This is a genomic window from Paraburkholderia phymatum (genome assembly GCF_038900715.1).
GTDB classification, from domain to species: domain Bacteria; phylum Pseudomonadota; class Gammaproteobacteria; order Burkholderiales; family Burkholderiaceae; genus Paraburkholderia; species Paraburkholderia phymatum_A.
Genome location: NZ_JAYMRZ010000023.1, coordinates 47472 through 71026, shown reverse-complemented (window position 1 = coordinate 71026; position 23555 = coordinate 47472). Strand labels below are relative to the sequence as shown.

At 61.0% G+C, this 23555-nt stretch carries 19 protein-coding genes and 3 pseudogenes; 3 read left to right on the top strand and 19 right to left on the bottom strand.

Translation table 11 applies throughout. The features are described 5' to 3' along the window. Positions 1-401: 401 nt before the first annotated feature. From VSR68_RS32650 to VSR68_RS32640, 3 genes are read right to left on the bottom strand one after another with little or no spacing between them, the layout of a single operon-like run. Positions 402-1631: a diaminopropionate ammonia-lyase gene (locus VSR68_RS32650; RefSeq protein ID WP_342937266.1), complete on the bottom strand. Its 1230-nt coding sequence runs from the start codon at positions 1629-1631 to the stop codon at positions 402-404. Between the two features lie 51 nt (positions 1632-1682). After that, a complete protein-coding gene (locus VSR68_RS32645; RefSeq protein WP_342943714.1) occupies positions 1683-2939 on the bottom strand; it encodes a Zn-dependent hydrolase in 1257 nt (418 codons plus the stop codon). Positions 2940-2956: 17 nt separating this feature from the next. Then, a complete protein-coding gene (locus VSR68_RS32640) occupies positions 2957-4120 on the bottom strand; it encodes a M20 aminoacylase family protein (protein ID WP_342943713.1) in 1164 nt (387 codons plus the stop codon). Positions 4121-4271: 151 nt separating this feature from the next. Here VSR68_RS32640 and VSR68_RS32635 point away from each other — a divergent pair. Beyond that, positions 4272-4747: pseudogene (locus tag VSR68_RS32635) on the top strand (Lrp/AsnC family transcriptional regulator). A gap of 5 nt (positions 4748-4752) precedes the next feature. On the opposite strand, the gene VSR68_RS32630 reads toward VSR68_RS32635, so the two are convergent. From VSR68_RS32630 to VSR68_RS32575, 12 genes and pseudogenes are all read right to left on the bottom strand, one after another. Next, positions 4753-5889, bottom strand: a complete 1137-nt coding sequence (locus VSR68_RS32630) for a branched-chain amino acid ABC transporter substrate-binding protein (protein ID WP_342943773.1) — start codon at positions 5887-5889, stop codon at positions 4753-4755. 305 nt (positions 5890-6194) lie between these two features. Beyond that, positions 6195-7376 (bottom strand): annotated as a pseudogene (locus VSR68_RS32625) (MFS transporter); the annotation flags it as partial. 154 nt (positions 7377-7530) lie between these two features. Beyond that, positions 7531-8568 carry an alcohol dehydrogenase gene (locus VSR68_RS32620; protein WP_342943772.1) on the bottom strand — a complete coding sequence of 346 codons (1038 nt, stop codon included), beginning with the start codon at positions 8566-8568 and terminating at the stop codon, positions 7531-7533. A gap of 2 nt (positions 8569-8570) precedes the next feature. Further along, the gene (locus VSR68_RS32615; RefSeq protein ID WP_342943771.1) at positions 8571-9440 is read right to left on the bottom strand and encodes a flavin monoamine oxidase family protein; all 870 of its coding nucleotides are present in this window, start codon (positions 9438-9440) and stop codon (positions 8571-8573) included. 174 nt (positions 9441-9614) lie between these two features. Beyond that, positions 9615-10616, bottom strand: coding sequence for a tyrosine-type recombinase/integrase (locus VSR68_RS32610; protein ID WP_342943712.1), 1002 nt, complete (start codon positions 10614-10616; stop codon positions 9615-9617). Beyond that, complete coding sequence (locus VSR68_RS32605) at positions 10613-11980, bottom strand: tyrosine-type recombinase/integrase (protein WP_342943711.1); 1368 nt, start codon at positions 11978-11980, stop codon at positions 10613-10615. The genes VSR68_RS32610 and VSR68_RS32605 overlap by 4 nt, the downstream gene beginning before the upstream one ends. After that, entirely contained in the window at positions 11977-13227 is a 1251-nt protein-coding gene (locus VSR68_RS32600; RefSeq protein ID WP_342943710.1) for a site-specific integrase, read from the bottom strand. Before VSR68_RS32600 ends, VSR68_RS32605 begins: the two co-directional genes overlap by 4 nt. Positions 13228-13384: 157 nt before the next feature. Then, positions 13385-13612: pseudogene (locus VSR68_RS32595) on the bottom strand (NAD(P)-binding protein); the annotation flags it as partial. A gap of 3 nt (positions 13613-13615) precedes the next feature. Then, the gene (locus VSR68_RS32590; protein WP_342943709.1) at positions 13616-14296 is read right to left on the bottom strand and encodes a cupin domain-containing protein; all 681 of its coding nucleotides are present in this window, start codon (positions 14294-14296) and stop codon (positions 13616-13618) included. 76 nt (positions 14297-14372) lie between these two features. After that, positions 14373-14717: a carboxymuconolactone decarboxylase family protein gene (locus VSR68_RS32585; RefSeq protein ID WP_342943708.1), complete on the bottom strand. Its 345-nt coding sequence runs from the start codon at positions 14715-14717 to the stop codon at positions 14373-14375. A 68-nt stretch (positions 14718-14785) separates the two neighbouring features. Further along, the gene (locus VSR68_RS32580) at positions 14786-15067 is read right to left on the bottom strand and encodes a hypothetical protein (RefSeq protein ID WP_090874148.1); all 282 of its coding nucleotides are present in this window, start codon (positions 15065-15067) and stop codon (positions 14786-14788) included. A gap of 28 nt (positions 15068-15095) precedes the next feature. Beyond that, the gene (locus VSR68_RS32575) at positions 15096-15875 is read right to left on the bottom strand and encodes a glucose 1-dehydrogenase (protein ID WP_342943707.1); all 780 of its coding nucleotides are present in this window, start codon (positions 15873-15875) and stop codon (positions 15096-15098) included. 147 nt (positions 15876-16022) lie between these two features. Between VSR68_RS32575 and gcvA the strand changes: the two genes are divergently transcribed. Then, complete coding sequence (gcvA, locus tag VSR68_RS32570; protein ID WP_342943706.1) at positions 16023-16937, top strand: transcriptional regulator GcvA; 915 nt, start codon at positions 16023-16025, stop codon at positions 16935-16937. A 166-nt stretch (positions 16938-17103) separates the two neighbouring features. Here the strand turns inward: gcvA and VSR68_RS32565 are convergent, their stop codons facing one another. Genes VSR68_RS32565 through VSR68_RS32555 form a run of 3 tightly spaced genes read right to left on the bottom strand, consistent with a single transcriptional unit; the run spans position 17104 to position 20678 of the window. Then, the gene (locus VSR68_RS32565; RefSeq protein ID WP_342943705.1) at positions 17104-18030 is read right to left on the bottom strand and encodes a LysR family transcriptional regulator; all 927 of its coding nucleotides are present in this window, start codon (positions 18028-18030) and stop codon (positions 17104-17106) included. A 12-nt stretch (positions 18031-18042) separates the two neighbouring features. Beyond that, positions 18043-19338 (bottom strand): MFS transporter, encoded by a 1296-nt coding sequence (locus VSR68_RS32560; protein ID WP_342943770.1) that lies wholly within the window; start codon positions 19336-19338, stop codon positions 18043-18045. Next, positions 19335-20678, bottom strand: coding sequence for a tetratricopeptide repeat protein (locus tag VSR68_RS32555; protein ID WP_342943704.1), 1344 nt, complete (start codon positions 20676-20678; stop codon positions 19335-19337). Before VSR68_RS32555 ends, VSR68_RS32560 begins: the two co-directional genes overlap by 4 nt. 132 nt (positions 20679-20810) lie before the next feature. Between VSR68_RS32555 and VSR68_RS32550 the strand changes: the two genes are divergently transcribed. Continuing rightward, positions 20811-21677, top strand: coding sequence for a helix-turn-helix transcriptional regulator (locus VSR68_RS32550; RefSeq protein WP_342943703.1), 867 nt, complete (start codon positions 20811-20813; stop codon positions 21675-21677). Between the two features lie 132 nt (positions 21678-21809). Here the strand turns inward: VSR68_RS32550 and VSR68_RS32545 are convergent, their stop codons facing one another. Next, positions 21810-23243, bottom strand: coding sequence for an amino acid permease (locus VSR68_RS32545; protein ID WP_342943702.1), 1434 nt, complete (start codon positions 23241-23243; stop codon positions 21810-21812). Positions 23244-23555: the final 312 nt, after the last annotated feature.

Here is a 23555-nt window from a genome sequence, read left to right as displayed (position 1 = left end):
GGACATCCCGCGCTGATGTCGATAAAAATCGATGTAGCGCCTGTCCGGGTCGGCAACGAGGTAGGCAGCGGAGTGCAGGCCTCTGGAAACGTCGTACCCGGTTCTGCGTAAGTCAGTGCGATGGCCAGCACGACAGCCGCACCAATGACCCCATGCAACGATGGGGCCGAGCCCGCAATCCTGGAACCGTGCGAAGCCCCAAGCAGCCATCCGGAGCCGATAATCGAGCCCAAGCCTGCAAAGAGCAATGCAACCGGGCCGATACTTCGGTTGACGTTCATCAACGTGTCTCGTGAATCGCGTCCGCGGGGCGTGACTGATCCTCGCCGCCGCGGCGCTTCGTTGTCGTCCGGGCAATTAAGCCGTCATCGCGATGGAGATGACGGCGAGCGGGAGTTCGCTCAGGCTATCGCTTTGGCGCACCAGGCCAGTTGGCGCTCGAGGACGGATTCGGCGGACTCCTCGACCAGCTCCTGATAGGTCGCGGGCGCGGTCGCGCCTTCAGTATTGACGAGCAACACGCGGGAAGCGCCATTGAGGCGCACTTGCCTGGCCAGCTGCTGGTCCTGCAGCAATACGATGAGACCAGCAAGACCCGCTACACCCGACTCGCCAGCAACGATCGGTGCGTCGGTATCGCTGCCGGCAGCCAGAATACGCATGGCGTTCACTGCATCGTCATCGCTGATCGTCATGAAGTCATCGACGCCAGGTTGGAGAAACCTCCATGCGAGCGGCGAGGTCTCGCCGCAAGCGAGCCCAGCCATCACGGAGTCGACCGAGCCCGTCGCACGTGCAGCGCGTCCCGCCAATGCGCTCTGATACAGGCAGTCGGCCTGCTGCGGTTCGACGACGACAAATCGCGGACGATGCTTGCCATGGAATTCCCATAGGTAACTCGCCAATCCTGCTGCAAGGCCACCGACACCGCCCTGAAGAAACACGTGCGTGTAGGCCGGCTGATCCGGCTGGCTATCGCTCTGCTCGACGATCTCCGCTGCAATCGTGCCGTAGCCTTGCATCACATCACGCGGGATGTCTTCGTAACGGTCGTATGACGTGTCGGAAACGACGTGCCAGCCGTTCAGCGAAGCCAGGCGAGCCGCCTCTTCGACCGACTCATCGTAGTTTCCGGTGATCCGGACAATTTCGGCACCGTACGCGGCAATGGCCTTCTCGCGCTCGACGCTGACATTGGCATGCAGCACGATCACGCAATGGCAACCCAGCGTTTGCGCGGCAGCAGCCAGTCCCTTTCCGTGATTGCCGTCCGTGGCGCTCACCACCGTGAAATGCGTCAGCAGGTCCCGATAGCGTCCTTCAAAAAGACCACGCGCATCGAGATCATGATCCGGCCACAGCCGCTGGATCAGGCGCACCAGCGCAATGGGCGCGCCCAGAGCCTTGAAGCTACCCAGTACGGAGCGCGCTGACTCGTCCTTGACGCTGATGCTGCCGACCTTGAGCGTCGCGGCCAGCCCGGGCAACTCACGCAGCGGCGTCGCATCGGGCGAAATCTTGTCCCAGCAGGAAAGCCATGCGCGGCTCTCCTGTGCTTTTTCGATGCTGAGAATCTCCTTCAGCTCAGCGGGATATGAGGTGCGCGTTGCGCGCGGATTTGCTACCAGCATGACCGTGACACTCCAGTAATGAATGATGTGAATTGGCGAATGGAATCCCGCTCACTTCGCCGCGAGGCGCTGGAGCACGACGTCTAGCAGAACGTTTGCGCCATCGATGAGCTGATCGTCGTCTGTATGTTCGCGCGGGTTGTGGCTGATGTCGCCGCGGCTCGGCACGAATATCATCGCCGCGGGCGCGATGCGCGCGATCATTTGGGCGTCATGTCCGGCGCCCGACGTCATCCGGCGATGCGTGAAGCCCATGCGCTCTGCTGAAGCTTCGATCGCATCGGCCAGTCCTGCATCGAATACGACAGGCTCGAAGCGGACCAGGCGCTCGGTCGTGATCTTCACGCCTTCCTTCTCCGCGACCTCTTCGAGGAACTCAGCGAGCCGCCGCTCGGCATCCTGCAGGCGCTGTTCGTCCGGATCACGCAGATCGACCGTAAAGACTGCCTTGCTCGGAATCACGTTGATGACATTCGGCTCGATGCGCAGCATGCCGATTGTCGCCAGCGTGGTGCCGGTAGTAACGGCCAGCTCACGCAGGAACGTCGAAACGGCAGCGGCCGCCCAGCCCGCATCATGACGAAGCCGCGTTGGCGTTGTACCCGCGTGATTGGCATTGCCCTCAACAGTAATCTGCTGCCACGAGATGCCCTGGAGATTCTCGACCACGCCAATGCGGATGTTCTCTGCTTCGAGTATCGGGCCCTGCACGATGTGCAGTTCGAGATACTCGTGCGGAACGATTGCGCGTGGCTCCAGGTCGCCGGCATAGCCAATGCGTACGAGTTCGTCGCCAAGCCGCGTGCCGTCGATTCCGATAGTGTTCAATGCTGCATCAACGGACAGGCCGCCAGCGTAGACCAGCGAACCCATCATATCCGGCTGATAGCGGATGCCTTCCTCGTTGGTGAACACACCGATGATGATGGACCGCTGCGGCCCGATGCCTGCCTGACGAAAAGCTCTCACGACCGCGAGCCCCGCCAGCACGCCGTAGCAGCCTTCCAGCGCTCCGGCGCTTTTCACCGTGTCGATGTGCGAACCCATCATCAGTGGACGCTGACTGCCGTCATCCGAATCGGAACGCAGCGTGCCGAAGATGTTGCCGATACGATCGACGCGGACATCGAGGTCCAGTTCGCGCATCCATCTGACGACGAGATCGCGCCCGGCGCGCTCATCGTCTGTGAGTGCAATGCGCGTCCGTCCACCGGCTTCACGATCGGCGCCCAGTTCGCCGAGCTGGCGCAATTGCTCGATCATGGGTGTGCCGTCGAGGGTCAATGATGAAGGTACAGACGTATTCATTTATTTCGCTTTGGTCGTTAGCCGACCGGCAACTCGAGCCGGGCGATCTCAGCGAAATATCTGGCTCCCGTCAAAAGGATTTCGTCATTGAAATCGTAGGTAGCGTTGTGGAGGGGAATACCCCCTTTCTCCACCGACTCGCCGTTGCCGATGAAGATGAAGTTGCCGGGAACGACCTGCAGGAACGCGCCAAAGTCTTCCGAAATCATCATCGGCTGGATGTTGGCGTCGACGCCATCGCTTCCCGCCACATTGCGCGCCGCTGTTACCGCGACGTCCACGAACTGCTCCGAGTTCACCGTCGGAGCAAATTCGTGCGTGTACTCGAACGTGCAATCGGCACCGTGCGTGCAACAGATACCTTCGCATACTTCGCGCATGCGCGTCTCGAGCAGCGTCTGCACTTCGCGCGAATAGCTTCGCGTATCGCCCTTGATGATGACATTCGACGGAATGACGTTTCTCAGGCCGTCAGTGATGAATTCCGTACAGGAAATCACTGCCTGCAGACTCGGGTCGAGATTGCGCGAAACGACGGTCTGCAATGCCATGACGATCTGCGACGCGATGACGATCGGGTCCACCCCCATATGCGGACGGGCGGCATGTGTGCCGCGCCCCTTGATATGAATGACAAAGTTGTCTTCACTCGCCATGATGCCGCCCGGACGCGTTGCGAACGTTCCCGCACGCATGCCCGGCATGTTGTGCGCGCCAAAGATCGCCTCGATCGGGAACCGTTCGAACAGGCCGTCGGCCATCATCGCCTTCGCGCCGCGGCCATGCTCTTCTGCCGGCTGAAAGATGAAGCGGACGGTGCCGTTGAAGTCGCGCCGCTCGGCAAGGAGCCGAGCCGCTCCCAGGAGCATCGACATATGCCCGTCGTGCCCGCACGCGTGCATTTTTCCGGCGGCGCGAGAAGCATGCTGCCGGTCAGGCGCCTGCTCCACAATGTTCAGCGCGTCCATATCGGCGCGCAGGCCGATAGCTCGCTTCCTGTCTCCGACCGTCAGGTTGGCAACGAGTCCGGTTCCGCCGATGCCACGGTGAACCTCCAGTCCCAGCGTCCTGAGAATGTTCGCCACATAGTCGGACGTATTGACTTCCTCGAAGCCAGTCTCGGGATGTTGATGCAAATACTGGCGCCAGCTCTTCAACTGGCTCTGCAGCGTGCTTTCCATAGTCGGACGTCCTTGCTTATGAAGTTCGCGGAATGCGCATATCGAGCATGTCGGCTACAGAAATAGTATTGTTTGCGGGGCTGGAAAAAGTCTCTAAATCAATAGCTCTCATGCAAAAATATCTTTGTTTCGACCTTCTGGCTGCAAAACCATGACACTCAGCCTCGACGACTTTGATCTGAAGCTGTTGATGGAAGTCCAACGCGACGCGCAAATCCCTCAAAACGAACTCGGCGCACGCGTCAACCTGTCTACGGCTGCCGTCAATCGCAGATTGCGACGCCTGTCGGACGAAGGCGTCATTCGTAACTACGCCGCCATCGTCGCGCCCGAGAAGGTCGGCTATCCGCTGACGATCATCGCGACGGTCGAGGTCGAGAGCGAGCAGATCTGCTCGACTCGATGAAACGCACCTTCGCGCAGTGCCCGGAAATCCAGCAGTGCTACTACGTCGCGGGTGAATGGGACTTCGTGCTGATACTGACGGTTCGCAACATGGAGGAGTACACGGCCCTCACGCGGCAACTGTTCTTCTCAAACAACAACGTCAAACGCTTCAAGACGCTGGTGAGCATGAGCAGCGTAAAGGTGGGGCTCGGTGTACCCGTGGCTTCCGAGGGCGGGTGACGCAATCAACGGACTACTGACCTGTCGGTCCAGTTGCCCTGGTCGAACTGGCGAACGGCAATTGCGCCGTTACGGATATCCCCCTTCTCGTCGAACTGGATGGGGCCTGTCACGCCGTCCAGCTTCGAAACGCGCAGCTTCCGGAGATACACCTTCGGGTCGGTCGACCCGGCAGCCTGCATTGCGTCGGCCATCGCGAGTACCGCGTCATAGGCGTAAGGAGCGTATAGCTGCACGGGAACACCAAAGCGCTGCTGATAGCGCTTGAAGAATTCGGGTCCTTGCGGCATCTTTGCGGGCGGCACACCCGCCAGCGTGCAATAGGTATCGTTGTTCATCGACGCACCGGCCAGTTTGATGAACTGCGGGGTACACGCTTCATCGCCGGCAATGAACTTGACCTTCAACCCAAGCTTTTGCGCCTGCTGCACAAATGCCGCAGCTTGCGTGTCGCCACCCGTGAAAGCGATACCTTCTGGTTGACGGCTCTTGATGGTCGTGAGAATCGCCATCCAGTTCGTTGTCTTGTCGGTGCCAAATTCACGTGCGACTACGTTGCCTCCGGCAGCCTTGACTGACTTTTCGATCTCATCGGCAAGACCTTGACCGTACGCCGTGCGGTCATCGACGATGGCAACCTTGTGCGCGCCAAGATCGTGGACCAGATACGCGCCGATGACCGAACCCTGTCTCACATCATTCGCAACCATACGGAACACATTCGTGAATCCTTGCTGCGTGAGCTTCGGATTGGTCGCCGATTCGGTGATCATCGGAACGCCTGCATCCGAGTAAATTTTGGAAGCGGGTATCGATGTCCCGGAGTTCGCATGTCCAACAACACCCGCCACACCATCGTCCACCAGTTTCTGCGCGACGGTCACTGCCGTCTTGGGATCGGCCGCATCGTCCTGCGAGTCGAGCACGAACGTAACGTTTTGCCCGCCAATGCGGACCTTTCTGTTGTTCAGATCTTCGATTGCGAGCCGCACACCATTCTCGTCGTCCTTCCCGATGTGGGAGAGTTCGCCAGTCAGAGGGGAAACCTGCCCGATCTTTACCGTCAGATCTGCGTGAGCCGTGAGAGGTTGCAGGAAAAGCATCAGAGACGCGAGGCATATCGTCGGTCGGGATAATTGCATGGTCGTACTCACGATAGGTTGGCTGTGGATCGGATCGACAGAATCCGCGACCCGTTGGGCTCGGCAACACTGCGCCCGCCCTGTAACCATCGTAACGACGCCGCACAGTAGCCAAAATCAGGCGCGAGGACCTTTCTGCAAATTTCGATCGAGATGCGGACACTTTTCGATAATTTTTCTCGATGCGTCCTCTCCGGGCAGCCTCAGTATCCAGGCAGCCTGATCCTTTGCCCCGCTATCGAGGCGACGCAGATACCCGGGCTACCCCTCGTGCCGAAGTCAGACACCCGGAACGTGGCGCATTGATCACCCCGGTGTCCCACGGCTGCGCGCCGCAGACGAGCCAGCGAGAACGAGGACGCCAGTACGAGCGGAACAAATGACAGCCGAAGCACCGTGCCCCATCCATATGCCGTCAGCAGGCCACCCGACAGGAACGAGCCGAACGCCATCGTCCCGAATACGACGAAATCATTGAGCGACTGCACGCGGGCCTTTCCTTCCGGGTAATGACACTCGAGCACGAGAGCCGATGCGCCCACAAACCCGAAGTTCCACCCGATGCCGAGCGGGATAAGCGTGAGCCAGAAATGCGCGACATCGATGCCCAACATGCCGACTGCTGCCGAGAGGGCTGTGAGCGCCAGGCCGGCGATGATCACCCGGTGCGCACCGAAGCGCGTAATCAGCCGCCCGGTAAAGAAGCCTGGAGCGTACATCGCGATGACGTGCCACTGAATGCCGAGGTTGGACGACGCCTGTGACAGGCCGCACATTTGCATGGCCAGTGGTGCCGCCGTCATGAGGAAGTTCATCAGCAGGTACGAGACGACCGCGCAGATGACGGCAGTCACGAACCGGGGCTGGCGGGCAATGACGCCGATCGGACGGCCGCCCGCTGCCTCTGACGCCGCCGGCATTGGAAGACGAACGCCAAGCAGGATGAGTGCGGACAACGCAGCGACGGCCGCTTGCGCCAGGAAAGTCGCTGCGAACGTGTAAGGTGCCCACAGATACATGGTGTGGATGACGAGTTGTGGCCCTATTGCTCCGGCGAGCACGCCGCCCGCCATGACCAGGGACAGCGCACGAGGACGCCGCTCCGGCGGCACACAGTCCGCGGCCGCGAAACGGAAGGAAAGGACCACAGCGGCATACGCGCCGCCGAAGAACGTCGCCGCGCAGAATAGCCAGAAGGAGCCCAGCACAACCGCCAAAGCCGCGAGCAAGCCGACAAGCACGCCAAATCCGGTCCCGATCAGGAAGGCGACGCGGCGACCGTGACGTTGGGCCATGGCCCCTGCAGGTAACGAGCAGGCCGCCATCCCCACCACAAAGATCGAGATCGGCAGGGTCGCCAGCGCATGACTGGGTGCCAGCGTGTTCCCGACGATTGCGCCTGTTGCGTAGACGACGGTCGAGTTCGCGCCGGCGAGCGCCTGCGCGATGGTCAGTCTTGCGACATTGCCCCGTAAAGGGGCGACGATGCCGCCTCAGTGAGAGTGTCCGCGTTGATGTATGACATTTGATTCAAGTTGGTGCGGCTCGCCGCCGATCCGGAGCAGCGTCCGCCGGGCACTGGACTCGAAACCCCATCCGGCTTTGCTGGCATGAACGATGACCGGTTGCCACAGGTCGTCGTTAGCGCACGTCGCGCGTTTGCCCCATGGTCAGGACCATCCGGAATTTGACGTCGCCGCGCTTCATCCTCTGGTAGGCGATGAACGCGTTCTCCAGTGGCATCGTCTCGATCATCGGACGCACGCCCGTCAGCACGCTGAAGTTCAGCGTTTTCTCGTTCTCATAGGGTGAGCCGGTGATCGATCCCGCGACGCTGCGCTCGCCGGCGACTAGCTGGCCGGTCGATATGGGCAGCGGGTCTTTGCCCACACCGAGCACGATCAGCCGGCCCTGCGGCGCAAGCCCCCGCAACAGCGCGGACACTACGGCGGTGTTGCCGATGGTCGTCACGATGGCCTTCGCACCACCCATCGCCTGGAGCCTCGCTGCCGCGTCTTCCTGGTTCGTGTCGATATAGACATGCGCGCCAAGTGCCAGCGCATCGGCAGCGATGTCAGTGCCGCGTCCGACCGCAACGACCTTGAAACCCATGCGACGCGCGTACTGGATGGCCATGTGCCCGAGGCCGCCAATGCCCAATACGGCCACGACATCGCCCGCCTCCGCGCCGGACTTCCTGAGCGCATTGAAGGTAGCGACGCCTGCGCACAGGATGGGCGCGGCTTCTTCGGCGTTCAGTTCGTCGGGTATCGAAATCAGGCCTGTGCTACGGGCCAGCATCATTTCGGCATAGCCACCCTCACACGAGGCGCCGACGATCGGCTGGTTCTGGCAGAGCTGGAACTGGCCGCGGCGACATTGAGGGCATTCATTGCAGTGTCCGCCGAGACGGCCCACGCCTACGCGTTGACCGATCTTCCAGATCGATGGCGTACCCGCTCCAATGGCAGCAATGCGGCCAACCACTTCATGGCCGGGCACGCGGGGCGACTGCAGTGTCGGGGCCGCCCCTTCGATATCACTGACGTCGGCTCCGCAGATGCCACATGCCTCGACCTCGATCAGCACCTGACCGGCGTCCGGTACGGGTATCGGGCGTTCCACCAGTTCAAGAATCCCGGGTTTCGTCGCGTGCATTGCGCGGTAAGTCTTTTTCATCGTCAACTCCTGGTCGTATTCCGTTTGCCGCAAGACGCGTCCTGACGTGTCGCGGCATCCTTCAATGCACGCACCCCCAGGCTCGCAGCCTCGATGGCACCCGCAACGTAGCCGGGAAAGTGCGGCGACCATTCGCTGCCGACGCCCACGAGCCGGCCATGCCAGACGCCCGACGAGGCTTCGGCCGAAGGTACCGCGCTGTGCTGGACCACTGCATCCTGATCGGCTGCGGTGGCCGTGTATGGGTCGGCAGCCCAGTCCTTGATGAATTCGGCTGTGGGCGTTGCGGCCCTCGCGCCGAACAGCCGGATGAGCTGCGCACGGCAATGCGCGCGCATCACGTCGTCGGCAACCCTTCTTCGGACCCTGGCCGGAACGCCAAAGAAGCCGAACAGCGCCGCACTGCCGCCGGGTATCGAGGCGTCGTGGATTTCTCCCAGCGGTCCCCGCGCGCTGCGTGCTTCGCCGGACAGTCCTTCCTCACGCCAGAACGGCGCGTCGTAGACGGCGACGTACTTTGCATGTGGCGCCATCCAGGTCGCGGTACGGCGCCACGCCCGCTCCAGGGTTTCGGGCAGCGCCGGTGTGAATTCGATTGTCGCCGCGGCGAGACGTGGCGGAATGGCGAGCAGCACATGCCCGGCACACAAGGACGTGACCTTTCCACTTGGGCCCTCGATGTCCAGTTCGACGTGATGCCCAGTACAGCGCAGGCGTCGCACCGGGTGGCCCGTCATCAGGCGCGCGGGCTCGAGGCGGCTGCGCACCGCGTCGATGAGCGCAGCCATCCCTCCGACCAGGCGCGCGGAAGATGGCGAGGACGCGTAACCACGGATTCGCGCTGGCCGCTCGTGCGGCGAACGTTCAACCATCATGTCGCCCGCTTCGTGCTGCTCGAAGCGCTCCAGTCCCAGGTCGCGGACAAGTCGGTCCAGCTGAGGCTGTAACGCTAATGGGAAGCACCTCGTAATAGGAAGGAAGGGCCTGCCGCCCGATATCTGCTGGCTGGTAGGCCACACGACCTTCTCATTATGAGCGCGTGCTCTTCACAGCGATTCGAGCCAGGTCAGCAGCTCTGGATTCCGCTTCCAACGCGGCGGCCGACCGGGCTTTGTTGATGGGTCGACCTGCTCGAGCGCCTTTCGCTTGGTCTCTAGATTGGCGCGAGCGTAGTGATTGGTCGTATCCAGTCGAACGTGGCCGAGGTAGCTGCGGATCACCGTCACGTCGACACCGGCAGCGACGAGCTGAACTCCGACGCTGTGACGCCACGTGTGCGGCGTGATCCGCTTTGTCGCGAGCGATGGAACCTGCTGCGAAGCTGACTGAACGTACTGCTTGAGCTTGAAGCGAACCCCGGCTGCACTGAGCGGCTGGCCATATCGATTGACGAAGATAGGCTCGTTATCCTTACGCGGCTGTCGCCTGAGCAGCGCCTTGATTATGGTCACCGTTTCCGGCCACAAAGGACAAATACGACACTTTCGTCCTTTGCCGAATAGCTCTACTTGCGAAGGAGATTCAAAGCGGATGGCTCGTGGACACACATCCAGCGCCTCCTGGATTCGTGCTCCCGTGTTGTACAGCAACGCGAGCAACGCGTGATCTCGCTGCCCTTCCAGGCTCGATTGGTCCGGCTCTCGAAGGACCGCCGCAATCTCCTCGGCATCCATGTAACACATGGCGGGCCGGGACGTCTTCTTGACCGGGATGTGTGCGATCTCTGTGCACTGCGCGATCGCCAGTGGCTCGCGATGGGCGACGAAGGCAAAGAAGCTGTGGATAGCGGCGAGTCGACAGTTGCGCGTGCCGATGGACACCTTCCTGTCTTTCTCCAAATAGTCGAGGAACGCGAGCACCTCACTGGCCTGCAGGTCCGCTAGCGACAGCTGCGTGATCTGCCGTCGCCCACGACTGGCGGTAAATTGAAGGAACATCTTCCACGTGTCGCGATAGGAGCATACCGTGTGCTGGGAAAGATTCCTCTGCTTGCCCATCCATTCATGGAAGAATGCGTGCAGCAAAGAGGCGAATGAACTCTGTTTCATGGCAGGCTCTCCCTCGTCTGTAGCGCCGCTGCGCCATTCTTGCGGAAGCGTTCACCGGCGTCCTGCAGCAACTCCGGCGTGATGTTCAGATAAACCAGTGTTGAGCGGATGTCTTTGTGCCCGAGGTATGTTGCGAGATAGGGAAGCTTGGATTGAGGATTGATTCCCGCCTTGTACCAGTCGCGCATCCGATGGCCAACCATCGTGTGTCGCAGATCATGAACTCGCGGCCCAACTGCGCCGCGCGCGGGTTTGATGTCCGCACGTCGCAGGACATCGGTCAGAATGAGCCGTATGCCACCTACGGTGTACCCGCAATTGCGCTGTGGACTCCAGAACAAGGGGCTCTCAGGATTCGTTGGAGCGCCGGCTTGCTCACGAACAACAAGATAGTGCTTGAGGGAGGCCATGACTCCAGGAGCCAGAGGCAGCCGACGGTTCTTGAAAAACTTCGTCTCCCGGATCTCGAGAGTTTGCTCACGCAGATCGACATCGCCCAGCGTCAACCGCGCGACCTCGCCTCCCCGAAGCCCTGCACAGTATGCAAGCACGAGCATTGTGAAGAGGGTGACAGGACGCCACGAAGCCTTCGGTGAGGGATACAACAGCGCTGCGTGCAAAATCCGCTGTATCTCATCGTCCGTATAGAGATAGGGGGACCGCTGCTGTTGCCGGGCAGAACGAGCTACTCCATCGCCAATTGGCAAGACCGGCACCTGCTGGTCGATCCGGTGCATCGCTTTCGACACCATGCGGCCAGCTCTGCGAGCTTCGAACAAGTGGTACGGCGACGGTTCTTCCTGGCTCCAATGCTCGACGAGTTCAGCCAGCGTAAGCCCAGTCAGCTCAGGATGGCACTGCAGGAACCGATCGAAGCGCAATAGTCTCTGCTCTTCAGTGCGATAGCGATAACCGAGCACGCGCATGTGTGCAATATGCTGATCCATCACAACTCCAAGGAAACTTCCGAAGCGAGGAAGCCGGCGTTGATTCTGGAGGTCCGCGTCGCTGTCCTCACTGACGAGGGCTCGCACAATCGGTGTAGTGCGCGGTCCATACTGTCGATGCAGTTCTGCAAATGGGTTCGACGCGATCATCCCCTGGTCATGCAGCCACCGGACATATCGCTCGATCAGGAAGGTCCGGTGATAAAGGATGTGCGCCTGCCACTTGAGACTATGTTCCTTCAGCCATTGCTTTAGGATTGAGATGTCCGGTGATGTAATCGCGCCGTGGTCCGTGAGAAAGCTATTGAAGTTGCACAGAATGCCCGCATAGTTCTTGTGCGTTGCCGGATGGCGAAAACCTTGCGCCCGCAAAAATCGCTCGATGAGTGCTGCATCGATGAACGGTAAATGAGTCATGGCAAACTTCCTCCTGGCAGATCCAGTCCGATGGATCGCAGATCCTCGGTCGCGAGCTTCAGATAGGTTACGGTCGCGCCCGCAGACGTGTGACCCAACACGTCGCCGATGATCTTTAGCGGCACACCAGATCGCAGCAAGCTCACGGCGCGAGCGTGGCGAAAGGCGTGAGGGCCCTTCCTTCCTTGCGGAGTGACTCCGGCTGCTCGCAGACGAGCACTCGTAATGCAGTTGAGGATCGATCCGTTCTTGAACGGGCGGCGTGGCACCTGGATGCGCAGGAATACCTCTCGATGTACGCTTGGCGGTCGCGCCTTCTCCACATATCGGAGCACGGCTTCGCCAGGTTCGCGTAGCAATGGCAGCTCGGAGTAGGTCCCGGTCTTTGTGTGGCGCACACGAAGGACGTCACGCTTCCAGTCGATGTCCTCCAGGCGTAGATTGACGACTTCTGCAGCCCGCAAGCCGTAGGTCGACAACAGGGTCAAGATGGCGTAGTCGCGCAGGCCGACCGGAGAGAGATCCTTCCGAGTCACCTCCAGTACTCGCTTCACTTCTTCTGTCCGAAGAGCGACTGGGATGCCTTCGTGCTCATAGATGCGCGGCCCAATCACAGTGCCAGCGAGATCAATCGCAGTTCGGCCCGTGCGCCACAAGTAGCGAAGAAAATCACGGAGGCAGACGGTTCGATCTTCGATGGAACCGCGCCGCAGCCCATCACAACATTGCTTCAAGTGCGCGTCAAGTTCGCGAACGCTCAAGTCCGTAAGACCCTGCTGGTCTGCGCGCTGCCCGAGTGAAGCCAGGAATTGCAACGCATGCTTGGTGCGCTTGGCTCGAGTCAGTGGGTGCAGTCCGCGTAGTTCACGCAACCATGTGTCGTAGTCCCTAACGATGTCTCGATGAAACCCTTCGAGCGCGGTGCTTGGTGGGTCCGGGACCGGCCATGCACCGCGCACAAGACGCAGCATCATATTGATGGCACCGGTGTATCGATGTCGCCACTGCTGGAACGGTGGCAGCTTGCTGTACCGTTGCCGCGATAGTCGATATTGCCCTCGTAAGAACCGTGTCAAATGTTCCGAGCGAACGGTTTCGATAGACAGTCCATTGCGGTTGCAGTAATTCAGTAACTGACGCACGCGAGCCGGATACCACTGCTGGATCCGTAGGGAGTATCCCTCGGCCCTCAGGTGTGCCAGCAGTTTCTCGATCAACAACTCATCAGTTGATAGCGGAGCGGACATAGGAACCTCCTCGGACAAGACCAAGCCTGAGGATGCCACGTGCCCGTAATGGTAAGCAGAATCGCGAAAAAATAAGACCCGCCGGCGGACCCGACAGTTTCCTTCCGATTATGGCTTCCTTGAGATTAGCCGAATAATCGCAAGCTTGCGATTAGTCCGCAGGCCAGAACCACGCCGGTCCGAGGTCGAAACGGTGAGGATCTTCCGTTACGCTCCCGGTGCCTGCAACCATCGGCCCGTTGGCAGGAACGGACTCAATCCGGCCACCGAATGTGTCACTTGCCTCAAGGAGTACGTAGTCCCTGAGGCCATGCTGTTCGAGCAAGAAGGCCGCATACAACCCACTGAGGCCGCCGCCGATAATCGCGATATGTGCAGTCGACATCGGTTATCCGCCTGCCGCAAGACCGGCGAGATGGCCTGTCTTCAGATACAGCGTGGCGCCATGCGGGCCAGCCACGAGATCGGGATATTCGCCTGCAGGCAGACGCAACCAGCAACCTCGAACGTATTGCCGCCCGTCGCTCCACAGTTCGCCGCACAGTTCGCCCGTTAACACCAGCAGTTCGGCGCTATCGATCGCGTTCGCGAAGAGCTGCTCGTCCGGATCGAGGCGTAACAGAGCGGTCCGTTCGGACGCATCTGAAAACAGCAAGCAAACGTCACGGCCTGCGCGTCGTCCCCAGCACAACGGGTCGTGTGTGTCGATACGCACGGCGCGATCTTCCCCAGGCGGCATCTGCCCGAGCTTGACGAAAATGATTGCGCCCTCATCGCTGGAGGGCTGATGCGACGACCCAGGTGGATTGCGCAGATACCATCCGGCCGGATAGTGCCGATTCCCTTCCGAGAACGTGCCGGACAGCACCAGTATCTCCTCGCCACCTGCGTGTTGATGCTGCGGGAAACACGAGGCCGAAGCGTAGCGCACGATGCTCGTGGCACGGCCCGTCTCGCCGCCCAGCCGGTCGAGCATCACGCGCTCGACCCCGCTTTGTGGTGAAGCGACCCAATGGTATTGATCGGCCGCGACGACAGCGCAGCGCGAGAAGTCCGCGTTGACGAGCATCGCGTTTCCTCCAGGCATGAACGGGAGGCCGTCGGCTGATCGCTGCAAGAGCCCCAACCAACGGCCTCAGATTGGACTATTTGTTCGGCAACGAAGCGTGTGCGTCGAGGACGCGCGCCGAGTACGTCAGCGCAGCGCCTGCGTTCAGCGCAATCGCGACGCCCAGCGCTTCGGAGATTTCTTCCAGCGTGGCGCCGTGCTCGACCGCTTTTCTGGTATGCACAGTGATGCAGCCGTCGCAGCGCGTCGTGACAGCGACGGCCAGCGCGATCAGTTCATGGATCTTCGGCTCCAGTTTGCCGGTCTTCGCGGCAGCGCCTTCGATCGTCATCAAACCACGCACCACATCGGGAGTGAGCGTGGCGTATTCGTTCACGCGCGCGATCAGCACGTCGCGATAGGTATTCCAGTCTTGCATCATGGTGGTGTGTCCAGGCGACCAGGTGAGGGCTCGTGCCGTGGCTCGAAGCCCCATTGAATAGGTGAGTGTTATGCGGCCTGATAGATGCGCACGTCCGGCACGTCGTCCAGCAGCGGCTTGAGACCGCCGACCACATCGGCGCTGAACAATGCGCTCTCCAGGTAGGCTTTCGCGTTTTCCTCTGTGTCAAAACCGTGCAGCACCTGCACATCCTGCTCGCGCACCAGCAGTTCCTTCGACTTCGCGCCCGCGATCGTATTGAGGAACGCGGCCTTGTACTTCTGATAGACGCCGACGGCAGCGGCACGGTTGGCATCGGCGATCTTCAGGGTGATTTGCAGATAGACCATTTCTCGGCTCCTGTCACGGAAGGGTTGATCAGGCCTGGCGACCGGCCATCACGCCGCCATCGACGGAGAGGACGGTGCCGGTAATCCACGACGCACTCGAAGAAGCCAGGAACAGAATCGCCTCGGCGACGTCGGCCGGCTGTCCATTGCGACCAAGCGGGTGGAAAGCATTGAAGGCCGGCAAGGATTCCTTGACCTGGTCGTCCGTCATGAACGTGTTGTAGACGGGCGTTTCCACCACGGCCGGTGCGACGGTGTTGACCCGGATGTTCGAGGCCGCAAGTTCGATAGCAAGGTTGCGCGTCAACGCGTGTACGCCGCCATTCGCCGCGGAGTACGCAGCCGAAGGCGTCGCCCCGATGGCCTGCAGGGCCCAAAGCGAGCCTGTCTGCACGATGGCGCCACCACCGCGCAGCTGCATCGCCTTCGCCGCGGCCTGCGCCATGAAGAATTTACCCTTGAGGATCGTGTCGAGAAACCAGTCGTACTCGGACTCGTTCACGTCGAGAAATGCCTTGGGGCGGAACACGCCCGCGTTGTTGACGAGAATGTCGACGCCGCCAAACCCCTGCGTCGCCAGTTCGACCAGCGCCGTCGCCGTACCAGGCCGGGCGATGTCACCCGCATGGACACGCACTCGGGCGCCGGACGGGTCGATATCCGCCGCTGCCTGCCTGAGCTTGGCCTCGTCACGGCCGCCAATGACCACGTTGGCGCCGGCGTTCACAAGGCGGGCGGCGACTTCTTTACCGATGCCCGATCCGCCGCCCGTGATGATAGCGATTTTGGAAGAAAAACTATTATCCATGACTGCTCCTGAAAAAGAATGAAAGATCGGAACGAAAGCAACACGAATCGTGTCGTTATTGCTAATTCATGGGAATATTCTCGCCACCCTGCACCACATTCACAAATGAGATATTCTGTTTGCCATTGAAAGAAAATCTTTCTACCGATGACCGCTCCGATTTTCCTGAACGCGCTGCGCGCCTTTGAGGCAAGCGCGCGCCACCAGAGCTTTTCTGCTGCTGCACTGGAATTGAACGTCACGCCGGCTGCCGTCGGTCAACTCGTTCGCAGCCTCGAAGAATGGCTGGGTGTGCCGCTGTTCCATCGCGGCAGCGGCGGGCGAGCGCGTCTTGTGCCAACGGACGTTGCCGTACGGGCACTGCCCGACATCCGCGATGGGTTTGATCGGCTGAACCTCGGATTCGCGCGACTCAAGGAAGGCTCGGCTGTCGGGGTGCTGACGGTGACCGTCAGTCCGGCGTTTGCCGCGAAGTGGCTTCTGCCGCGCATTGACCGCTTCCAGAGCACCTGGCCAGAAACCGACGTGCGTCTCGACACCAGCCTGAAGCTGATGGATTTCGCGACCCAGGGAATTGATATCGGAGTTCGTTACGGCGCGGGGAACTGGCCAGGATTGGAGGCCGAGAAACTGATGGACGAAGAGGTCTTTCCCGTGTGCTCACCGGCGTTTCTCGACAAGCATCGCCGCTTGCGCGGCCCGGCAGACCTGGCCGGGCTGACGCTGATAGACGATCTCTCCGTCGATCGTCAGATCGGATTCGTCACCTGGGACGCGTGGCTCGAAACCGTTGGAAAGAAAACAATCGCGGCTCGATCCGGGTTGAAGATCAACAATTCTGCCGCGGTCTTGCAAGCCGCGATCGATGGCCGCGGAGTCGCGCTAGCGCGTAGCGTTCTCGTCCGCGATGATCTGGCCGCCGGGCGTCTGGTCCGGTTGTTTCCAGACATCGTGCGGCCGTCGGTGCTCGCGTATTACGTCGTCTACCGGAAGGAGTGTGCTGCGTTGCCGAGACTTGTCGCGTTTCGCGATTGGCTTCTTAGCGAGGCTTGCGTCGACTGACATACGAAGTACGTTGGCCCTCATATCGAGTGACCGCTTTGTGGATACGATCGTCGAATGGGCGCCTGCCAGCGCTTGCGCAAGCGTCAGTCTCGCGATGTTGCTACTGGCATCGGCCATGTCGTGCGGCGAGCCGCCCCGTTGCGAGGCTTCTGTATTCATTGCGTCACTCCAGATCCGTTTGGTCGACCACCATCCGTTGCGCAGGGACCCAGAGATCGTGCGCCATCGTCAGAAATCCGGCGATATAGGCGACATCCTCTTCGCCCTTGCGAACCCCGACATTGATGCTCTTGCTCAAGCCATGCTCGCCGAGCCGGACGGTCCGTACAGGCAACCCGTTCCCCTCCTCCGCGACGAGCCAGTTCGGTAAGACGGCGATGCCGCGACCGGCCGCAACCAGTTGCAGCATCAGTTCAGTCTGCTCTGCCGTCCGATGAAATTTCGGCTTGCAGTGCGCGGGCACCAGAAAGCGCGTGAAGATGTCGAGGCGCTCCTTGCTCACGGGAACCGTGATCAGTTCCTCGCTCATCAGGTCCTGAGGCACAGCGAACTCGCGTGTGGCGAGCGGATGGCACTCCGGCACCACCAGCATCAACTCATAGTCGATGACGGGACAGAACGTGATGTCCGGCACGTCGATCGGGTCGGGCGTGATCAGCAGATCGATTTCATACCCGAGCAGCGCGGCAACGCCATCAAAGCGGAATGCGGTGCGCACATCGAAATCGACATCGGGCCACGCGGTGAGGTAGTGCGGCGTGAGCCGGGTAAGCCATTTCTGGCACGGATGACATTCCATGCCCACGCGCAGCGCTCCACGGCGACCCTCTGCGAAATTCGTCAGCGTCCGTTCTGCGTGCTCCATCTGCGGTAGCACGCGCCCAGCGAGGCCAAGCAGATATTCGCCGGCGTGCGTGAAGCGCAGTCCACGGCCGTTCTTGGTCCAGAGCTTGACGCCATGCCGTTCTTCAAGTTTTCGAACCATGTGGGATAGCGCCGACTGCGTCACATTCAACCGGTCGGCCGCCGCCGTCACGCTGCCGAGGCGATCCACTTCCATCACGATCGAGAGGTATTGGAGGTCTAGCATTCCTGTTCTCCATCAGCGCAACGCTTCGGTGCTTCGCGGGCGATCGACGCTATCGGTGCGTTGGATCGGCTCTTGCGACGATCTCGCTTTTCGCAAAGTGAGCGCAAACCCGACCAGACCCAGCACCGGTCCTGGCACCAGAAGCCACATCGCATCGAGTCCGATATGTTCGAAAAGCGAGGTGCTCGCTTCAATCGATAACACCGTGATCGCAAAGCCAATCGAGTTCTGGATCGCGAGCGCGCTTCCCACGAGCGCGCGCGGACATGCGTCGGCAGCGAGCGCGGAAAACTGCGGCGAGTCAGCGGGGGCCGACGCGCCCCAGATCAGCAGAAGCACGGCCATCGTTTCGGGAGCCAGGTGACGCCAGCCCAAAGCGAAGACGAGCCCACATAAACCGGATATCGCGAGTGCGCATGTCGCTACCTTCGCACTGCCGAGGTATCGCGATACAACACCGCCGAGCAAGGAGCCCAGCGCACCGATCCCGATCACAATGAACGACATCGCCGAAACACTGAGCCCTGGATAAGCGCTCGTCAGCGACGTATGGGAAATCAGCAGCGGTACCGCGGTCCAGAACGCGTAAAGCTCCCACATGTGACCGAAATACCCGAGCGTCGCGGCCCGAAACCGGCGAACGCGAAACGCGCTGAATACGGATGGCGGCGACGTCGCTGATGTCTCCTTGCTGCTCGCAGAACGGGTCGACACGACGGAGTGCGGCCCATCGCCGAGCGCGCCGATAATGCCGGCCCCACCGACAGCAAGCAACGACGACGCAGAAATGACCAGTTGCCATGAGAGACCCATTCCCAGCACTCGCATCGCATGGGGCAGCGCCGTGCCGAGTATGAGCATCCCGACAAGCTGCGCGAGCGCTTGCCCCGTGCGATTGGGCGCCCAGCCGATGATCAGCTTCATTCCCATCGGGTAGATGCCGGCGAGGCAGATACCGACGCCGAACCGGAAGAGCGCGCCACTCACGAGACCGGTCGACAGCCACGCAAAGCCCAGGTTGAACAGCGCACCGACGACGGCGCTGCAGACGAAGATTCTGCTCGCGCGAAAACGATCGGCGGCGCCGCTCAGCGAGACGATGAGTGTGCCGAGGATGAACCCAAGCTGCACCGCACTCGTCAACCAACCGATGTCGGCAGCGCCGATGTGCCAGATTCTCACCAGGTCGCCGGCAGTACTGTTCGCACTGAACCACAGTGCAGTACCGAAGAGTTGGGCGATCGAGATTGCGGCGACCGGGCCTATCCCTTCAATGAGCCGTTTCCGCACGCCGGTCGCCCCGATCATCGATTCGCGATGGGCGCCCGCGCGCTGCGCAACTGGTCGAGCCATCGCTCGTCTCGAGGAGACGGGCGACGATGCAGCCGTTCGTTGAGGATCGCGTGCGCTTTCCCGACCTCGCCGCTTCGCATTAGCGCAACCAGCAAGGTGTCCTCGACGACCTCGCGCTGCGCGCCGCTTCCGCCGATTCGCACGACGTCTCGCGCGACCGGCTCGAGAATCTCTGCGGCGAGCGCGTACTTTGCTTCGGCGAAGGCCAACGACGCGCGGCAGATCGCCGGGACGACGGGGCCAGCCGGAAGCTTGCCTTCGTCGATGAGCCTGTTGAGCTCGGCAACGCGTTCTTCGACGGCTTTGCTGTCGCCCGTCGCCGCGGCGACCAGCGCCATGTGGAAGTCAGCGAACGGAAAGCCCGCTTCCTTGAAGTAATCCGACGCGTACTTCGCTGCGTCGTCCCACATGCCCGCCGGAACCGCGTGGCCGTAGGCCTGCACGCGCCAGAGAAACGACGACGTGTCGCTGACGATGTTGATCGGCGTGCCGAGCGACGCAGCCGGCGCGACATGCTCGTTGTAGATGGCGAGCGCTCGCCCGGTGTCTGCCCGCTCAAGGGCGATGAGCGCGCTATGCCATGCAATGTGGCCGTGAAGCACGCCCGTCTTGTCATATTCCGGCAGCCAGCCGGTAATCATGTCTTGCGCCTCGTCGTTCGCACCGGATTCGTACAGCACGTGGGCGACGGCGTGCGCCGCATTCACGTTGTGTCGCCGCACTTGCAGCGCGCGTTGCGTCAGCGTGCGTCCGAGCTGGAGGTCGCCGTTTTCGCCATGCGCCCAGCCTCGATAGGTCAGGAACCACCAGTCGTCGGCATCGAAGTGTTTCGCGTGGCGTTCGCACAGGTCGACGCGTGCCTGGTCATGGTCGGCTATGCCGGAAAACGCGAAGAGGCCGAACGCCCCAAGCGGCATCGACAGGATGACGATGTCCCGCGGCCAGCGGTCGGTGTGCGCGAGCGCGGCGGTGAGTGCCCTGGCCGCCTGTCCGTTGATGGCCAGCGACAGCACGTCGACGTGGCTGCGCTCACGTTCCGTCCCGTTACGGGCGACGAGATCGAGCGCCTTCACGATATGTGCGCGAGCCTGGGCCGGCTGCACGCTAATCGCATGCAGGCGCGCGCGGGCGGCATACGCCAGCGCGAAATCGGGGTCGGCCGCGATCGCCTCGTCCAGTGCGTCCCCGGCGCCCGGCCACAGCGACAGAAGCAGGTCGACACCCGTACGGTATCGCTCCGCGGCATGGTCGGATGTTGTCGAAAGCGGCAGGTCGTAGCGGTCGAGGCGGCCCATAAATCGGATACTCCGGAAATTCGTTAGCAATCGGGCACGGCTGTCAGTTGCGACCGGCCCTGTAGCGCTTCAAAACGCGGGAAGGTCATTAAACCCGGTTTTCCCGTGACAGTATTTCGACTGGTAGCCAGAATGTATAGAATATCTGCCAATCGGACGAACGACATGAACTGGGAAACAATCGAAGCCCCGGCGGACGCCATGCCTCCCGCACCGCTCACAGTCCGTGCGCAGTTCATTCCGGCGCGTCACTTCTTTCCGGAGCACTCGCATCGCTGGCATCAGATGGTCTACGCGATTTCCGGGGCGTTGACGGTAATATCGGAAGGCGGGTCGCTCGTGATCTCTCCGGAGCAGGCCGTGTGGTTGCCGACCGGGCTTCGTCACAAAGTGGGTTCGCTTCTCGGCGCTGAGTTTCGCAGTCTGTGGATAGCCGAAGAGACCGGCCGCGCGCTCGCAGGCACGGCTCCGATGGTGTTCGCGGTTTCGCCGCTGCTGAAGGCGCTCATCATCGAAGCGGCGGCCATCGAAGGGCGGCAAGACGATGACGGCTATGCCGGTCGAATCACCCATCTCATTCTCGACCAGCTCCGGCGCACGCGGCCACTGCCGACCGCGTTGCCGTGGCCGAGAGACGGCGCGCTCGCGACGCTTTGCGAAGCGCTTTATTCAGATCCGGCAGATCCGCGTGGACCGGAAGACTGGGGGCGCGTGCTAGGCATGTCGGCCCGCACGCTGGCGCGACGTTTCGTCAGCGAGACGGGGATGAGCTTGCGGTCGTGGCGCCGCCGAATGAGGCTGTTCAGGGCGATCGAACTGCTTGGCGGCGGCATGGGCGTCACCCGCACAGCGATGGAGCTTGGCTACGGCTCGACATCGGCATTCGTGTATGCGTTTCGTCTCGAAATGGGCAGCAGCCCGCAGGTCTATATGCGCGGTCGTGGCGAGGAGGCGGGAAACCGGTCTGCGTCGCCAACTGCCCGTGTCGCCAGCGAATGATGGCAAATCAGCGCGCGGCACGCGTCAATGCATTAAGGGGCGGCTGCCACGGTGGTCCGTGGTAGTCCGCCCTCATAGGCTTAAGGAAGTCGCGAAATCGTTTCGATGCTCCGCGCGGGCACCGGATGGCTCTCAGGCCAGTTGATCCTCCGGCTTGCCGACTTCAAGTTCGTCACGCGCCTGAGACACGTCCTTGCGGACGTAGAACCGGTAGGCCGCATACACGACCAGCACCCAGACGGCCGAAACAACCAGCGACATGCGCATATCCGGCAGGATCGCGATACCGACCAGCACCGCCACCACGAAAGTGAGCGCGATGTAGTTGCTGTAGGGGTAGAACGGCATCCGGTACGCGATCTGGTGTTCTTCCCCGTTCTGGATCTTCAGCTTCCGGAACCTGAGATGGCTGATGACGATTGAGCCCCATGCACAGACCAACGCGAACACAGTCACCGAAGAGAAGAGTTCGAACGCCTGCTCAGGCATGATGTAGTTCAGCAGCACGCCCGCGAACATCGCGGCAAACACCATCAGGATTGCACGGTGCGGCACCTTGCGTGAATTGGTGACGCCGAGAAAGGCCGGTGCGTTCTTCTGCAGCGACAGGTTGTAGAACGTGCGGCTATTCGTGAACACGCTCGCGTTGACTGCCGACAGCACGGCCATGATCACGACCAGATTCATGATGCTCGCTGCGGCCGGAATGCCGATCTTCGTGAAGACCTCGACGAACGGGCTACCCTTCGTCGTCAACGACGTCCACGGGAAAACCATCAGCAGAACCGCGATCGCACCGACGTAGAAAATCAGCAGTCGCCAGAACGTGGCATTGACAGCCTTCGGCATCGTCGTTTTGACATCCTTCGCTTCGCCGGCCGCGAGACCGAGATTTTCGACACCGCCGAATGAGAACGCGACCATCACGACCGCGAGGAATGTGCCGCTCGCTCCCTTGGCAAAGAATCCGCCGTGGTCGACCAGGTTGTGATAACCGACGGGCACGCCGTTGTTGCCGATGCCAAACACGATCATGCCGACGCCAAAAATGATCATGGCGACGATCGCGATCACCTTGACGAGCGAGAACCAGAACTCCGCCTCGCCGTATATCTTGACGCCGATCATATTGACGACAAACATCAGCGATACCGCGGCGCCGGCCGTCACCCAGATCGGAATGTGCGGGAACCAGAAATGAACGTAATTGCCCAACGCATTCAGGTCGGCCGCACTGGTGGCGAGCAGAAAGATGAATGCGTTCCAACCGTTCAGAAAGCCTGCGAAGCGGTGAATGTAGCGGTTCGAATACGACACGTAGGAACCGGACACCGGCTCTTCCACGGCCATTTCACCGAGTGCCCGCATGACGAAATAGATCGCGATAGCGGCAAGCAGAAAGACCAGCAGAATGGCCGGACCAGCCGTTCTGATTGCCCAGGAAGATCCGTAGAACAGTCCTGTGCCAATTGCGCCGCCGATGGCAATCATCTGGATATGGCGGTTCTTAAGATCTCTTTTCAGATCTTCCCGCTCGTATGCCTGTGCTTCGATGTTGTTGTTCATGTCGCCTCCAAGGAAGTTGATCGATTGTTGTTTTTTTCAGGTTGGAAAGAAGGTCAGATCGCAAGCTGGGCGTGGAACGCCTGGCGCGCACACCGTTATGCATCGCTGTCTTTGAGCCATAGTCAGCTTCTTCGGCTGCACAGGCTTCTTATATTTATATCGTCATCCTAATTATCTATCTTGCTTTCCCAGGTTCCGGAACAAATCACTTTCCGTAGCGTCGATGGCCGTGCCAATCGCGCTGTCCGATGTAGGTCGTCTAAAGGGGTGCCCCGTGCATCGTAGTCCTGTGTCACGCCGCTTTCGGCGTTA